Here is a 15319-nt window from a genome sequence, read left to right as displayed (position 1 = left end):
CTTATGCGTGAGCGGTCGGAGGACCGACTTCTTCATCAGTCACGCCGGTCAGGACACCGGGTGGGCGGAGTGGCTGGCCTGGCATCTGCAGGAGGCCGGCTGGACCGTCGAGCTGGACGTGTGGGACTGGGCGCCGGGTGAGGATGTCGTGGCCCGCCGGGTGCTCGGCCCGGACCACGTCATCAGCCTGGGGGCGGCGGCAGCTCTGACCGGCGCTTTTAGTCTGGTGGGCGAGGCTGAGTCGGCTCGCGCGCTGGGCGAGGACACGCTGGAGCGCTGCCGCCGAGTGCTCGGCCCGGACCACGCCATCACCCTTCTGGCCGCGGCCGCCCTGACCGGTGCCCTGGTCCGTCTGGGCGAGGCCGAGCCAGGCCGCGCGCTGGGCGAGGACACGCTGCGGCGTTGCCGCCGGGTGCTCGGCCTGGACAACCCGATCGCGCTGACGGCGGCCGCAGCCTTACCCGGGCCCTGACCTAGCTGGGCGAGGCGGAGCTGGCTTTGGTCCGCCCGGTGACGTCGCGGTGACGCCCTCTAGCCGAGGATGCCGACGCGCCATGATGGGGGGGCTGAATATGGACATCAAGGTCGGCACGTTCAACGTGCTCAACCTCGCCCGGGAAGGCGAGCGCTACTACCCCGACGAGAAGCCGTACACGGCCGCCGAATACGACCGGAAGGCGAGATGGATTGCTGGGCAGCTGGACCGCATGGAGGCGCATGTGGTCGGCTTCCAAGAAGTCTTTCACGAGGAGGCCCTGCGTGATGTCTGCAACCGGTCGGGTCAGTTCCCCGACGGCACGGTCGTGGCGCCGGGCGCCGACGGGGCCAGTGGTCCACGGCTCGGCCTGGCCAGCCGACTGCCCATCGACGAGCCGGTCACGACCATCAGCGACTTCCCGGCCGGGATGGACGCGGAAGCCGAGGGTCTCGCCCTGCCGGTCGGGACGTTCAGTCGCCCGATCCTGCGGACCCGCGTGGTCCTCGACCCGGAACAGGGCACGACCTCGACGGTCTTCGTCGCCCACCTGAAGTCCAAGCGGCCGATCCGGGACCCGCAGGCGCCGGAAGACGATCCGCGCGAGGAGGCACTCGGCAAGGCGCGAGCGCTCATCCGTCGCGCCGCCGAGGCGGCGGCTCTGCGGTTCCTCGTACTTGAGGAGATCATCGGCAACGCGCAACCGGTGATCGTGCTCGGAGATCTCAATGACGCCGCCCGCGCGGTCACCACGGACATCATCATGGGCGACGCACCCTCCCGGTTCTGGCCGAGAGATCCCGAGGAGCGGAAGGCCTACTGGGACCGACTGCTGTACTCGGCCTACGAACTCACTGTTCGCCGAACCGGACGCGACGTCAGCTATACGCACATCTTCAACGGGCACTATGAGAACCTCGACCACATCCTCGTGAGCCAGGAGTTCTACGAGCGCAATCCGCAACGCATCGGGGAAGTGATGAACCTGCGGTACTTCAACGACCATCTGTTCGACAGCCAGCTCAGCAACGATCGCCCTGGTCGGACCATGTCCGATCATGCACAACTGGTCGCCGAGATCCGCCTCTGACGTCGGCCGTCACCATGCCCTTCGTCCCGCACTCCCGACGAGTCAGCGCCTCATGGAGGTGGTCCGGCAAGACGCTGCGGACCGTCCTTGAGTGGGACGCTCCGGGATACCCCCGGCCCGGCTCGCCATGAGGGCGGTCTCTAGGCGAACACCGCGCCAGGCGCTCACGAAGCGCGTCAACCAGTCGACCGGCCGCCGACCGTGCCTGGCGTCGAAGGCCTGGGCCTGCTCCGCGCTGAGGCAGCAGCCGCGCGGACAGTCGTGCTCGACGGGCCGCCCGTTCACCCAGCACAGCCGCTGCCCGTTGACAGTTCGGGCAGTCCTCCCAGGTGACCCGCTCATCTGCCTTCATCGTGCTGCCTCCCGAGCCCAGCGCGCTGGCCGGAGACGGGAGGGCCGGCCGCGCGGTTCGAGCCAGGGGACCCCTCGAACGGGCATCTGCTAGCCCCGATGCGCTTCCCAACGCGTGGCTTACGGACGGCTTGTTCCGAATCAGCCTTGTTCTGGTCCCCATGTGCTGTCCTTGAGTGGCCGCTCAGGGACACAACCGAGGTGTGCACCAGCTCGGCGTTCGGACAGTGGTGGGGCCAGGCGGGATGCGGGACGTGAGGGATTCAGGCGTTCCGCCGCCACTGCTCACAGCCGCGTCTGCGGTGCGGAGCTCTCGGACCGCTGCTTCAGGCCGGCGGCCTCCATCTCCACGTAGCGACGTGTGAGGCCGCCGTAGAGACGTCCCACCAACCGCCCGAGGACACCCGCCTGGTCGATGGACAGGGTCGCCCGTGACCCTGCGGCGGTCCCGACGACGCGGTGAGACGCGCGGGTGGTCACCCCGGGGCCGGTGGAGGTCCAGGTGAACCGCTCCCCCTCGACGAGATCCGAGACGGTCCACACGGTGGCGGGCAGCCGCGGCTGCTTGATGCGGACACGCGAGCCAACCTGCAGCGGGTCCGGGCTTGCCGGGCGTACCGAGGTGATCGACGCCGTCCACGTCGGCCAGGACTCCACGTCCGAGAGGACCGCCCACACGACCTCCGGTGGCGCGCTGGTGTCGACCGTGACGTCTACCCGCATGACCGCTCCTCCCGGGCTGTGGGAACGGGGAGCTGCGTACGGGTCACCGTCGCGCCCGCTGCGCCTCCCAGGAGGAGTCTCGGCTCCCCCGTGGACGAAGGACATCTCTTGGCGGCCACGATCTCGCCTACGGGTGCTCCCCGAACCAGTCCTGCCACGCCGACGTCCTGCTCGAGATGGTCAACCGCTGACCGCCGGCCGCACCGGGAGCAGCTGAGGACGCCCGGGGGCCCGTCCCGCCCCCGTCGGCCCGCGCCGACCGGAGGCGGTGGGCTCAGTTGCCGGCGGCCCGGAACCGCTCCACGACGTCTGCCTTGATGCGCCCGCGGGCGCTGACCTCGATGCCCTGCCCGGCCGCCCACGCGCGCACCGCGGCCGGGTCGTATCCGGCGTAGGCCGGCTTCGCCACAGGCGCGCTCCGGCGTCCACCGCCGGTCACCTTCCGCGCAGCGTCAACATAGCGAGCAAGTTCGTCCCGCATTTCCGCTGCGTTCTCATCCGAGAGGTCGATCTCGTACTCGGTCCTGTCCAGAGCGAACTTCACGGTCGTGTCGGCCGGGTCACCGGTGAGGTCATCGATCAGAACAACTTGAGTCTTGGTAGCCATGGAGCAAAGAGATCAGGAGCGCAGAATGGTTGTCAAGCGAAAGAGCCCGCATGGGTGAGGATGAGCAGACCTCGACGGGGTTCGTCATAGTCCAAGTAATACGAACAGCGGTCAGTGAATGGCGACGGTTCATGACCGGGGTAGGCGTTGACGCGGCCGTGACGGCCGGGTTGTAGGTGTTGCCGGGTGAGCACGGATGCGGCGTTTCAGGTGTCGGGGGTCGCGACGGCTGATGTGGCGGCCGCACCGGCCGAACCGGCGGCCGCCAGGAACCGGGTCTACTACGACACCGAGGCCGACGCCGTGGCCGCCGACGCCTACTACCACGGGGTCGCGCTCGACCAGTACGCCGACCTGGTGACGCGTTCGCACACGCGCAGGCCTGCGTACGAGCCGGCGCGGGAGCTGTATCCGTGGGTGGACCTACAGCCCTCCGGCCTGCTGCGCAGCCTGTACACCGGTCACGAGTGGGAGCCCGAAGCGCTCATCCGCGCCGACCTGGCCATCGCCGAGACCCGCGCCCAGGAGCTGACCGCCCGGCTCGCCACCCTGCACGCCCAGGCCGATGGCGCGGCGCCGGCCGAGATGGAGGCCGCAGTGGAGGCGGCGTTGCCGTTCAACTGCGAGCACGTGGTGCCGCAGAGCTGGTTCGCCAAGCGGCAGCCGATGCGCGGCGACCTGCACCATCTGTTCGCCTGCGAGGCCGGCTGCAACAGCTTCCGTGGCAACACCCCCTTCACCGAGTTCACGGACTTCCCCCAGCCCACCGCGGTGCGCGCGGCCCTGCGGGTGGTGCGGGGCGAGTGCGGCAAGAGCCACGCCAACGGGTTCGAGCCGGCCCGCGGCAAGGGGGCCGCCGCGCGGGCCGTCTGCTACTTCCTGCTGCGCTATCCCGGGGAGGTCCAACCCGGCGAGATGCCACCGCCGCGGCGGCAGATCCTGCTGGACTGGCACGAGCAGGACCCGGTCACCGAGTGGGAGCGGCACCGTAACGCCGCCATCTTCGACCGGCAGGGCAACCGCAATCCCTTCATCGACCATCCCGCACTGGCCGAGGACCTGCTCGCCACGACGACGACGACGACGCCGCCGTGAGGCGAGTGCGCCGGCACCGGACCCGGGCGGAGGACCAGACGCCCCGGCGCCCCGGCGAGGCAGCCTCACCGAATGAGCCTGCCGGGCGCGGGGTCACAGGCTGCCGGGACCGCGACCAATGCCCACCGGTGCGCCTTCATCGCCCGTTGACAGCGGACACGACCCGAATCCTTCGCCCTTGACCCCCAGTCACATTCGAGGGGTCCGCCACGGTTCGCGACTGTGCGACAGTGCAGCTCAGAGGCCTGTGACGTTTGCCGGCGTCCGGCCCGATGCGCCCCTGTTCGGAGCGCGTTGCTGTACTGGCTGCTGTAAGACTCTCCCGCATCCGGGCGTGTCGTCCACCTCAGCGCCGCTCCAACCCCGACCTGTCCTTGCGGACGCGGTCCGCCCCAGCCAGGGCAGGTGGCGTTGAGAGGTGAGACCACACAGCGGCCGGAGCCTTCACCAGTTCTTCTTCAGCCAGTCCCCTGAATCGTCGCGAGCGTAGTGACATCTGTTAGCGCCAAGCCCTCAACCCTGCGAGTTTGATCCTGACGGGGTTGACGGCGCTTGGTCAAAGATGAACGTGCAGGTCGGCGAGGCCCTCCATCGCCGGACGTCATCGGCTGCCGTCGGCTGTTGAGGGTGATGTGTTGGCATAGGTTGGTCGCGTCGGCCGCGTCCCGACCTCACCCGCGAGCCACTGTTGCCGATGTCATGGGACGACTGGTTGCGTGGTGCCCGCTGGTCAGTTCCCCCAGCCATAGCCTGGAGGCGTGCCCGCCTGGCCCCCGAATCGTCACATGCCGTATGCGCGTATCCCGGAGCGGGCGTGGCGGGCGATCGCGGGGACCGACCCGCCGACCGCGCCGATCGGGCTGCGGGCGCAGCGCAGCGGGATGGACGACCTCACCGCGCACGCTGCCCTGGGGCTGGCCCTGCGCATCGGGGAGTCGATGCTCGCTGTCGGCGCTGCTGCTGCGGACGTGACCGCGACGGTGCTGCGGGTCGCCGCCGCCTACGGGCTGACCAGCTGCCAGATCGACATCACCCACACGTCCCTCACGGTCAGCTACGACCGGGAGGACGCGCTGCCGCTGACCGCGATGCGGATCGTGGGCACGAGTCGGACGGACTACACCCGCCTGCAGGGGATCAACGACCTGGCCCGCGCGGTCGGCGCGGGCGGCCGGGATGTCGAGGAGGCGCACCGCCGGCTGGACGCCGTCGTGTCGGCACCGGCCACCTACCGCCGCACCGTGCACACGCTGGCCTGGGCCGGCCTGGCCGGCTCGGTCGGGGTCCTCCTCGGCGGCGGATGGCTGGAGGCCCTCATCGCGGCGCTGACCACCGCCCTGATCGAGCAGGTGCTGCGCGTGCTCACCCGGCGCAGCCTGCCGCCGTTCTTCCAGCAGGCGGCCGGGGCCGCGCTCGCCACCGGCGTCGCCGTCCTGTTGCTCGCCTGGGACGTCGACGTGCGCAGCTCCCTGGTCGTCGCCGCCGGCATCGTCGTGCTGCTCGCCGGGCTGTCCCTGGTGAGCTCCGCCCAGGACGCGATCAGCGGCTTCCCGGTGACCGCCGGAGCGCGGGCCTTCGAGGTAGTGACGTTGACCGCCGGCATCGTCGTGGGCATCGCCGGCGTGCTCGACCTGGCCCAGCGCGCGCAGCTGCCCCTGACCGTCGTCGACACCTCGCTGTCCCCCGTGCGGTTCGCCGTCGCCCTGGCCGCGGCGGCCGGCATCGCCGGGTGCTGGGCCCTGGCCAGCCATGCCCGGCCGCGCGCCGTCGGTCTCGCCGCGCTGGCCGGGGCCCTGGCGTGGACGACGTCCTGGGCGGCCGGCGGACTGGGGGCCGGGCCGGCGCTGGCGGGCGGGGTCGCGGCCGTTGTCCTCGGGTTCTGCGGGGAGGTGCTGACCGAGTGGCTGCGGGTCCCGACGCAGGTCATCGCCGTCTGCGGCATCGTCCCCCTGCTGCCGGGGCTGGCGATCTACCACGGCCTGTTCGCGATCGTCGTCGACGCCGACATCGAAGGTGGGCTGCTCGCCCTCGTCGGGGCCGCCGCCGTCGGGCTCGCCCTCGCCGCCGGCGTCACGCTGGGCGAGTACCTCGGCAGACCGGTCAGTGGTGCGCGGGACCGGTACGACGAGCGGGTCCGCCGGCGGGCCATGACCACCGACTGAGTCGACCACCGACCAAGCTGCTCGCCGGGTCGTACTACGGCAGCGCGAATCCGTCGTCGCGCACGGTCGTCACGACCGTGGTCACCCCATCCGGTAAGCGGCCGAGGGGACACGTCGGATCTCTCCAACACGGCCCCTCGGGTTCCGGCCCGCCTCAGTCGGGCGGAGGGGACCCCGACCTGCGTCCCCTCGACCCCGATCGTGTCCGCGCAGTCACTCCGGTGTTCCCCTCGACAGGGCCGTGGCCTACGGGACCCATCGCCGTCCCGCTCGAGTTCGCCGCCGTGCGCAGCGCTCTGCTGTGTCGGTCGCCGGACCACTCCGCGCATGCGCTGCACGTGGCCCTACGCCCCCGTCGCCCTTCGGCTCATGAGACGACCCGCGGCGTCACCGCGGCGGCTGGAGGACGCCGTCGACCTGGCGCGGGATGGAGCGGTAGTCGTCGGTGAGCTCCTCGGGCAGCACCTCTGCGAGGCACCCTGCCAGGTGACCGGGCTCAGGAACCGGCGGATCGCTGTGGTCGTGACGGGGCCGGCAGCGCAGCGAGACGAGCACTCCGACCTGGCCGGATGCGCGAGCGCCGACCGCGGCCGGCAGCAGCCGCTCCGTGACCGTTGACACAGCTGCGCCTCACTCTTACATTGTCTTGGTATATCAGCTCGATGTCAGACGGGTGGGTGCCCAGGTCCTTCCGCCCCCCGCACCACATCGCTCATCCCGCAGTCCACCCGCCACATCGTCTGGCTCCACGTCCCCCACTGCCTGCTCCGTCCCGTTCAGACGAAGACGTGCCTCACGCACTCGAGGACCCGCCAACGTCCCCGGTGCGGTGCAGGAGGAGCGGGACCCGATGTCAACGACCCCCTACTGGCAGGAGAGACCCATGTCAGATCTGAGGAACACGGCCGCCGATCCGGGCGGCGGTGCCGCGGCGGTCAACAAACGGCGCTTCCTGATCAGGATGATCACCGTGCTGATCGGCGGCATGTTCCTGGACGGCTACATCCTCGGCATCATCGGACCGCTGTCGTCGACGATCGCCGAAGACCTGCAGCTCTCCTCGCTCATGGAGGGCCTGATCGCCGCGGCCGCGCTCATCGGGATCTTCGTCGGCGCGCCGATCGGCGGCTGGGTCACCGACAGGCTGGGTCGTAAGCCGGTGTTCATGTTCGACATCGCGCTGTTCACCGTCGCGTCGGGTTTGCAGTTCTTCGTCGACTCACCGGGGCTGCTGCTGGCGATCCGGCTGCTGATGGGCATCGCGATCGGCATCGAGTACGGAGTCGGGTGGCCCATGCTGGCCGAGTTCTCGCCCACCCACCTGCGCGGGCGCCTGCTCGGCGGCATGACGATCGCCTGGTACAGCGGCTTCATGGTCGCGTTCCTGTTCGGCTACCTGCTGATCAACAACACCGACCTCAGCTGGCAGTTCATCCTGGGCACCAGCACGTTCCTCGCCGCGGCCCTGTTCCTCGGCCGGATCGGACTGCCCGAATCGCCCCGCTGGCTGTGGAGCGTGGGCCGCCGGGACGAGGCCCGCGCCCTGGCCGACAAGTACATGCCCGACGACACCCTGGCCGACCTCGAGCACGAGGACGTCCTGAAGGGCACCTTCGGCATGCTGTTCTCCAAGCAGCACTGGCGGGCCACGGTCTTCACCTCGGGATTCTGGTTCTGCGCCGTGACGCCGTACTTCGCGATCGCCACTTTCGCCGCCAGCGTGCTGGAGACCTACGGCCTCGACGACCCGCTCGCCGGCGGGGTCGGGCTCTCCGCGCTCGCCACCGCCGGCGTCGTGGCCACGGTCCTGCTGATCGACAAGCTCGGCCGCCGCGCGCTGACCATCCCGCCGCAGTGGCTGTGCGCCGCCGTCCTGGCCGTCATCGGCCTGTGGACCGGTGCCCCGCCGGCCGTCGTGCTGACCCTGTTCCTGGTCTTCTCCTTCTTCAACGCCGGGTACAACACGCTGACCGGCGTCTACCCGGGCGAGGTCTTCCCCACCGAGATCCGCGGGGCCGGCACCGGCTTCGCCGCCGCGGTCAGCCGGGTCGGCGCCGCCCTGGGCACGTTCCTGCTGCCGATCTCGATCGAGACGCTCGGCACCGGACCGACCATGCTCATCGCCGCCGTCGTCGCCGCCGCCGGCGCGGGGTTGTCCCAGTGGCTCGCACCCGAGACCAAGGGCATGAGCCTCACCGAGGCGGCTGCCGTGTACTCGCACTGAGCAGGGCGTCGAGGACCGCAGCTCCACTCCGACGGAGAGCACGTGAGACGTGTCTCCACTACTGAAGGAAGAGCTTCATGAAAGACGTCATCATCGTCGGGGGCGGCCTGGCGGGCCTGTCCGCCGGGTGGAGGCTGCGGCACTGGGACACCGTGCTGCTGGAGTCCGGCGGCCGAGTGGGCGGCCGCATCCGTTCGGAGCGACGTGGCCGGTACTGGCTGAACTGGGGCGGGCACGTCTTCGCCGGACCCGGGTCGTCCACCGACGCCCTCCTCACCGAGGCCGGCGTCACCGCGGCGCAGGTGCCCGGCTCCCTGGCAGGTCTGTCGATGAACGGCAAGCTGCTGACCAAGGGACCGGTCCAGGCCTACCCGTTCCGCATCCCCATGCCGACCTCGTCGCGCATCGCCCTGCTCAGGGCCGGTGTCAAGGTGAGCGCACAGGTCCTGCGCTACGCCAACATCGTCCGGCAGCGCCCCGGCGAGGACCCGGCCGTCCGCCAGCAGCGGATCTACGACTTCGAGAACCGCCGCAGCTTCCAGGACTTCGTGGGCGACCTGCCCGAGGACGCGGACGCGCTGTTCCGCCCGACGGTCACCCGCTCCGCCGGTGACCCGCACGAGATCTCGGCCGGCGCCGGGATCGGCTACTTCAGCCTGGTCTGGAACATCGGCCAGGGCCTGAACCGGAACATCGTGGGGGGCCCGTCCACCCTGACGGAGAGCCTCGCCGTCGCCCTGGGCGACCGCGTGCAGCTCGACACCGAGGTCGTGGAGGTCGTCCACAAGCAGCGCTCGGTCGTGGTCCGGTACCGGCACAACGGCGTGGAGGACGAGGTCGAGGGGCGTTACGTCGTCCTGGCCACCCCGGCCACGGTCAGCCACCGGGTCGCCGTGGACCTCCCGGAGGACGTCCGCGAGGCCCTGGGGAAGATCGTCTACGGCCCGTACGTGAGCGCGGCGTTCCTCACCGACGAATCCACGCCGCAACGCTGGGACGCCGCGTACGGCATCGCCACACCGAAGCGGTCGTTCAACATCGTGCTGAACCAGGCCAGCCTGGTGCGGGGCAGCGAGCAGGTGCGGCAGCCGGGCAGCAGCATCATGACGTTCTCCCCGGCCAGCCTGGCGCGCACCCTGCTGCCCAAGAGCGACGAGGAGATCCTGCGCATCTACACGCAGGATCTGAACGAGGTCCTCGGCTCCGGCTTCGGCGACTCGGTCGTCGAGGCGCAGGTCCAGCGGTGGGAGACCGGCGCCCCGTACTCCTTCCCGGGCCGGGGCGCGCTCCAGCCGTCCCTCATGCGGCGGGGCAGCCGGGTGCTGCTGGCCGGCGACTACCTCGGAACGCTCTACACCGAGACCGCCATCTCCACCGGGTTCTCGGCCGCCCAGGAAGCCGCGAGCCTGCTGGCCACCGAGCGCCAGCAGAACACGGTGCGCAGCCTCCCGCTGACCGCCGGCTGAAGAAGGCCTCCCTGCAGGGCGGCCGCGTCCTCCACAACTCAGACCACTTCGAAGGAGACGACCAATGACAGTGCAGCTGCGCGGGGTCCTCACCGCCCTCGCCACCCCCTTCGCCGACGACGGCAGCGTCGACGCGGCGAGGTTGCGGGCCCTGGTGGACCGATCGATCGAGGGAGGAGTGCACGGCGTCGTGGCGTGCGGCTCCACCGGTGAGTTCAGCGCGCTCAGCGGCGACGAGCGCCGCCTGGTCGTCGAGACCGTCGTCGACCAGGCCGCGCACCGGGTACCGGTGATCGCCCAGACCGGCGCCACCAGCACCACCGAGGCCATCGCGCTTTCCCGGCACGCCCAGTCCGCCGGCGCCGACGTGATCATGCCGGTGGCCCCGTACTACGAGGCGCTGTCGGTCGCCGAGACGTTGACCTACCTGCGCGCCGTCGCCGGCTCCGTCGACATCCCGGTGATGCTCTACAACCTGCCGCCCGCCACCGGCGTGGACCTCGACCCCGACACCGTCGGCGCCCTGGCCCGCGAGGTCGACAACATCCGCTACATCAAGAACACCACCGTCGACATGGCCCAGTCCGCCGCGCTGATCCACGACCACGGCGACGTCATCTCCACCTTCGTCGGCTGGGACAGCCTGCTGCTGTCCGCCCTGGCCGAGGGCGCCGCGGGAGTCATGGCCGGCACCGCCAACGTCGTGCCCGCCGAGCTCGTGGCCGTCTACGACGCCGTAAGCGCCGGCGACCTCCAGGAAGCCCGCCGGGCCTGGTCCCAGGTCTACCCCCTCATCGGCGCGATCATGGCCCAGCCGTTCATCCCGGCGGTCAAGGCGGCACTGACCGCGGTCGGCTTCCCCGTCGGCCCACCCCGCCCACCGGTCGCCGAACTCGACCCCGACGCCATCGCCCACATCGCCAAACTCGCCACCGCAGTCGGCGACCCGATCCTCGCGTCCTGACCCGAGAGCACACAGCACGGCCGGCGTTCCGGTGGCATCCCGTCGATGGCGGGATGCCACCGGGACCGGCCCGCACATCCCCGTCCGCACCGACCAGCCGCACACCCCGGACGGCGTCGCTGTCCCCCACCCCTGCGGAGGTACCCCCCATGTCCCACTCGACCACGAGCGAGATGCCGGCTGTCCGCCGGGCTCAGGCCCCCGGCAGCCTCCTCCAGGAGGGCGACCTCCCTCCCGGCCAGCACTTCATCGACGGGGCGTTCCGGCCGGGTCGGTCCGGCACGTCCATCGACGTGGTCGACCCGAGCTCCGCGCGCACGATCGCCCAGGTCGCCGAGGGCACGGTCGAGGACACCGATATCGCGGTGGCTGCCGCGTACGCCGCGAAGGACACGTGGGGCGGCCTGACGCCCAAGGAGCGCTCCGAGCTGCTGCACCGAGTGGCCGACCGCGTCGCCCAGCACGCCGACCTGCTCGCGCGGCTGGAGTCGGCCAACACCGGCAAGCCGCCGGCGGTCGCCCAGGACGACGTCGCCCAGACCGTCGACACGTTCCGCTTCATGGCCGGGGCGCTGCGGGCGACCACCTCCGTGGCCGCCGGCCGCTACGCCGAGGACCACCTGTCGGTCATCCTGCGCGAGCCGCTCGGCGTCATCGGGGTCGTGACCCCGTGGAACTACCCCCTGCTGATGGCCGCCTGGAAGATGGCGCCCATCCTGGCCGCCGGCAACACCCTGGTCATCAAGCCGTCGGAGCAGACCCCGCTCACCACGCTGAAGTTCGCCGAGCTGGTGGCCGACATCCTGCCGCCCGGCGTCGTCAACGTCGTGACCGGTTTCGGCCCGGTGGTCGGCGCCCGGCTCGCCGAGCACCCCGACGTCGCCATGATCGCGCTCACCGGTTCGGTGCGGAGCGGCCAGGCGGTGGCCCGCGCCGCGGCGGAGTCGCTCAAGCGCGTCCACCTGGAGCTGGGCGGCAAGGCGCCGGTGCTCATCTTTCCGGACGCCGACCTGGCGGCCGCCGCGACCGCGCTGCGCGCCGCCGGCTACTGGAACTCCGGCCAGGAGTGCGGGGCCGCCTGCCGCGTGCTGGTCCACGAGTCGGTGGCGGACGAGTTCGCCCGGCTGCTGGTCGATGAGGTCGCCACGATGGTCGTCGGCGAGCCCGGCGCCGGCGAGGACGTCGAGATCGGGCCGCTGATCTCGAAGGGCCACTTCGAGCGGGTCACCGGCTACCTGCAGCGTGCCGAGGCGGCGGGACTCCGCGCCGCCATCGGCGGCGGGGCGATCCAGGGCGACGGCTACTTCGTCGCACCGACCGTGCTGGTCGACGTGCCGGACGGCGCCGAGGCGGCCCGCGAGGAGATCTTCGGCCCGGTCATCACCATCGAGACCTTCACCGAGGAGGACGAGGCAGTGACCCGCGCCAACGCCGTCCCCTACGGCCTGTCGGCCTCCGTCTGGACCGACGACGCCCGGCGCAGCCACGATGTCGCCGGGAAGCTGGACGCCGGCACGGTGTGGGTCAACGCCCACCTCGTACTGGCGAACGAGGTCCCCTGGGGCGGCTTCAAGGGCTCCGGCTACGGTCGCGACCTCTCCATCTACGCGCTCGACGACTACTCCCGGACCAAGCACGTCATGCACAACGTGGCTCGGTGAGCCGGGAGGTCGGGACGACGCCGTCCCCGGTCACGCGCCCGGGGACCGGCGCTCACTCGCGGGCGTGCACCACCGACCGCACCTCGTCGGAGAACCCGCGGAGGTGCTGCTCGGCAGCCATCCGCGCGGTGGCCGCGTCCCCCCGCACGATGGCCTCGACGACGGCCCGCTGGCTGTGGATGTGCTCGCCGACCGCCCGCTGCTCCTCCAGCCCGACGTTCCAGATGCGCCAGGCCAGGTTGGCGTACTGGTTGAGGGTGGCCTCGAGGAAGTCGTTGTGGGCGGCGGCGTAGATCGCCCGGTGCACCCTCGCGTCCAACTCGGTGTGGTCAGCGCGCTCCAAGCTGCCGCACTCCAGGTCCGCCAGCCGCTCGAGCAACGTCCGGTGGTCGTCCTCCGTGGCCCGCCCTGCGGCCAGCGACGCCGCCAGTCCCTCGAGCTCCACGCGGACCTCGGTGAGCCGGGCCTCGTCGGCGATGGTGATCGGGGAGACATAGGTCCCCCGGCGGGGAAAGGTGACCGCGAGCTTCTCCAGCGTCAGCCGCTTCAGCGCGTCACGGATGGGGGTGAGCCCCAGTCCCAGGGAGGCACTGAGCGCCTTCTCGTCGAGCGGGGCCCCCGGCTGCAGGCGCACCGCCACGATGGCGTCGCGGATCTGCCGGTATGCCTGATCCACCAACCGTTCGCGCTCGGGCGTCGCCGGCGCCGGGCCGGTGGAGCTGCTCATCGTGCCTCCCGGCCCGGTGACGGTAGAGCGGTGCGAGCGGTGGGACCTGTGAAATTTTAGCCGGACCGTCCTTCACAGCGCCGTCCATCCGGTAGCAGATCGACTTCTTCATCAGCCACGCCGGAGCCACGCCGGCCAGGAGACCAGCTAGGCAAGCGGCTGGCCTGGCAGCTGCAGCAGGGCGGGTACACGGTCGAGCTGGACATGTGGGACTGGGTCAGAGGCGAAGGTGCTCAGGGTCCCGTGCGGGGCGCGGGGGTGGGGCCGGAGCCGAGGCGCACGTTGACCTGCTTGGTCTGGGTGAAGCCGGCGAGCATGCCCTCCAGGGACACCTCCCGGCCGATGCCGCTCTGCTTGTAGCCGCCGTAGGACTGCCCGACGACCTGCCCGCCGCCCTGGTTGACCTGCACCCAGCCGGCCTCCAGCCGGTGCGCGGTGGTGAGCGCCAGGTCGATGTCGGAGCACCACACGTAGGCGCCCAGCCCGTAGGCGGTGTCGTTGGCCATCCGGACCACGTCGTCGACGTCGTTCCAGGCGATGGCCACGACCACCGGCCCGAAGATCTCCTCGCGGGCCAGCCGGAAGCTGTTGTCGCCGCCGGAGAACAGCGTCGGCACGTGGAAGAACCCCTCGGCCAGCGGCCCGTCGGTCGGCGGCAGCCCGCCGGTCTCGACGTGCAGCGCGGGGTCGGCCAGCCCGTCCTGCAGGTACTCCCGGATGGAGCCGAACTGGGTCTCGTTGATCACCGCGCCGATGTCGCTGGCCTCGTCCAGCGGATCCCCGACCCGCATCGACCCCAGCCGCCCGGACAGCCGGGCGAGCACCTCGTCGTGCACGTCGCGGTGCAGGAACAGCCGGGAGCCGGCGGTGCAGCTCTGGCCCTGCCGGCTGATCCGCGAGGACAGCACCAGCCCCTCGATCAGCTCGTCGGTCACCGCGCCGGGGAACACGATCGACGGGTTCTTCCCGCCCAGCTCCAGGGACAGGTGGGCCAGCCGCTGCCCCGCCCGGCCGGCGATGCCGCGGCCGACCTCGGTGGAGCCGGTGAAGGAGATCTTGTCCACGCCGGGGTGCTCGACCAGCGCGTTGCCCGCCGCCCGGCCGGTGCCGGTGACCACGTTCAGGACACCGGGCGGCAGGAACTGCTCGCCGATCTCGGCCATCAGCAGGATCGACAGCGGCGCGTCCTCGGCGGCCTTGAGCACGATGGTGTTCCCCGCGGCCAGCGCGGCCGGCACCTTGAACCCGGCGATCATCAGCGGCGAGTTCCACGGCAGGATCGCGCCGACCACCCCCAGCGGCTCCTGCCGGGTGTACTGCAGCTGGGTCGCCCCGGCCGGCAGCGTGGTGCCCTTGACCTCCCCGGCGACCCCGCCGAAGTAGCGGAACAGGTCCACCAGCAGCGCCACCTCGGGCCGCGCCTGGCTGCGCAGCGCGTTGCCGGTGTCGGCGGCGGTGACCCGGGCGAGCTCCTCGGCGCGGCCCTCCAGCGCGTCGGCGATCCGCAGCAGCACCCGCTGACGCTCCTTGAAGTGCTGATCGCGCCAGCCCGGGAACGCCTCCCGGGCGGCGGCGACGGCGCGGTCGACGTCGGTGGCGGTGCCGCGCGGAACCCGGGCGATCACCGAGCCCCGGCGGGCCGGGCTGGCGATCTCCCGCCAGTCGCCGTCCACGGCCTCCACCCAGTTCCCGCCGATCAGCATCAGCCGGGTCGGCGGGGACGTCGCACCGGGAAACGGGCTCAGCACGCTCTGCTCGGACATGGCTCCTCCTG

Annotated in this window: 13 protein-coding genes; 8 read left to right on the top strand and 5 right to left on the bottom strand. The window is 71.2% G+C overall.

Annotation, left to right across the window (positions count from 1 at the left end):
• The first annotated feature begins 7 nt into the window (after window positions 1-7).
• Window positions 8-472, top strand: coding sequence for a toll/interleukin-1 receptor domain-containing protein (locus tag BLW63_RS18000; RefSeq protein ID WP_091159292.1), 465 nt, complete (start codon window positions 8-10; stop codon window positions 470-472).
• A gap of 100 nt (window positions 473-572) precedes the next feature.
• The gene (locus BLW63_RS17995; protein WP_170856841.1) at window positions 573-1565 is read left to right on the top strand and encodes an endonuclease/exonuclease/phosphatase family protein; all 993 of its coding nucleotides are present in this window, start codon (window positions 573-575) and stop codon (window positions 1563-1565) included.
• Window positions 1566-2201: 636 nt separating this feature from the next.
• Here the strand turns inward: BLW63_RS17995 and BLW63_RS17990 are convergent.
• Window positions 2202-2639, bottom strand: coding sequence for an SRPBCC family protein (locus BLW63_RS17990; RefSeq protein WP_091159287.1), 438 nt, complete (start codon window positions 2637-2639; stop codon window positions 2202-2204).
• 274 nt (window positions 2640-2913) lie between these two features.
• Window positions 2914-3246 carry a histone-like nucleoid-structuring protein Lsr2 gene (locus BLW63_RS17985; RefSeq protein ID WP_091159286.1) on the bottom strand — a complete coding sequence of 111 codons (333 nt, stop codon included), beginning with the start codon at window positions 3244-3246 and terminating at the stop codon, window positions 2914-2916.
• A 186-nt stretch (window positions 3247-3432) separates the two neighbouring features.
• Here BLW63_RS17985 and BLW63_RS17980 point away from each other — a divergent pair, with 186 nt between their 5' ends.
• On the top strand, window positions 3433-4341 hold the full coding sequence (locus BLW63_RS17980) for an endonuclease I family protein (RefSeq protein ID WP_091159285.1): 909 nt from the start codon (window positions 3433-3435) through the stop codon (window positions 4339-4341).
• Between the two features lie 785 nt (window positions 4342-5126).
• Window positions 5127-6503, top strand: coding sequence for a threonine/serine exporter family protein (locus BLW63_RS17975; protein WP_091159284.1), 1377 nt, complete (start codon window positions 5127-5129; stop codon window positions 6501-6503).
• 387 nt (window positions 6504-6890) lie between these two features.
• Here BLW63_RS17975 and BLW63_RS26940 read toward each other — a convergent pair whose 3' ends face one another.
• Window positions 6891-7124, bottom strand: coding sequence for a hypothetical protein (locus BLW63_RS26940; protein WP_170856840.1), 234 nt, complete (start codon window positions 7122-7124; stop codon window positions 6891-6893).
• Window positions 7125-7386: 262 nt separating this feature from the next.
• On the opposite strand from BLW63_RS26940, the gene BLW63_RS17970 reads away from it, so the two are divergent.
• The 4 genes from BLW63_RS17970 (at window position 7387) to BLW63_RS17955 (ending at window position 12818) form a co-directional block, all read left to right on the top strand.
• Window positions 7387-8727, top strand: a complete 1341-nt coding sequence (locus BLW63_RS17970; protein WP_091159283.1) for an MFS transporter — start codon at window positions 7387-7389, stop codon at window positions 8725-8727.
• Window positions 8728-8804: 77 nt separating this feature from the next.
• Window positions 8805-10193, top strand: coding sequence for a protoporphyrinogen/coproporphyrinogen oxidase (locus tag BLW63_RS17965; RefSeq protein WP_091159282.1), 1389 nt, complete (start codon window positions 8805-8807; stop codon window positions 10191-10193).
• Window positions 10194-10257: 64 nt separating this feature from the next.
• On the top strand, window positions 10258-11157 hold the full coding sequence (dapA, locus tag BLW63_RS17960) for a 4-hydroxy-tetrahydrodipicolinate synthase (RefSeq protein ID WP_091159281.1): 900 nt from the start codon (window positions 10258-10260) through the stop codon (window positions 11155-11157).
• Window positions 11158-11306: 149 nt separating this feature from the next.
• Window positions 11307-12818 (top strand): aldehyde dehydrogenase family protein, encoded by a 1512-nt coding sequence (locus BLW63_RS17955; RefSeq protein ID WP_091159280.1) that lies wholly within the window; start codon window positions 11307-11309, stop codon window positions 12816-12818.
• Window positions 12819-12870: 52 nt separating this feature from the next.
• Here BLW63_RS17955 and BLW63_RS17950 read toward each other — a convergent pair whose 3' ends face one another.
• Together BLW63_RS17950 and BLW63_RS17945 are read right to left on the bottom strand one after the other, a co-directional pair.
• Entirely contained in the window at window positions 12871-13545 is a 675-nt protein-coding gene (locus BLW63_RS17950; protein ID WP_091159279.1) for a GntR family transcriptional regulator, read from the bottom strand.
• 233 nt (window positions 13546-13778) lie between these two features.
• Window positions 13779-15308, bottom strand: a complete 1530-nt coding sequence (locus BLW63_RS17945) for an aldehyde dehydrogenase family protein (RefSeq protein WP_091159278.1) — start codon at window positions 15306-15308, stop codon at window positions 13779-13781.
• Window positions 15309-15319 lie beyond the last annotated feature (11 nt).

This window comes from Geodermatophilus africanus (assembly GCF_900107105.1).
Taxonomy (GTDB): domain Bacteria; phylum Actinomycetota; class Actinomycetes; order Mycobacteriales; family Geodermatophilaceae; genus Geodermatophilus; species Geodermatophilus africanus.
Note: the sequence above shows the minus strand (reverse complement) of the source record. Positions and strands in the feature narration are given on the sequence as shown.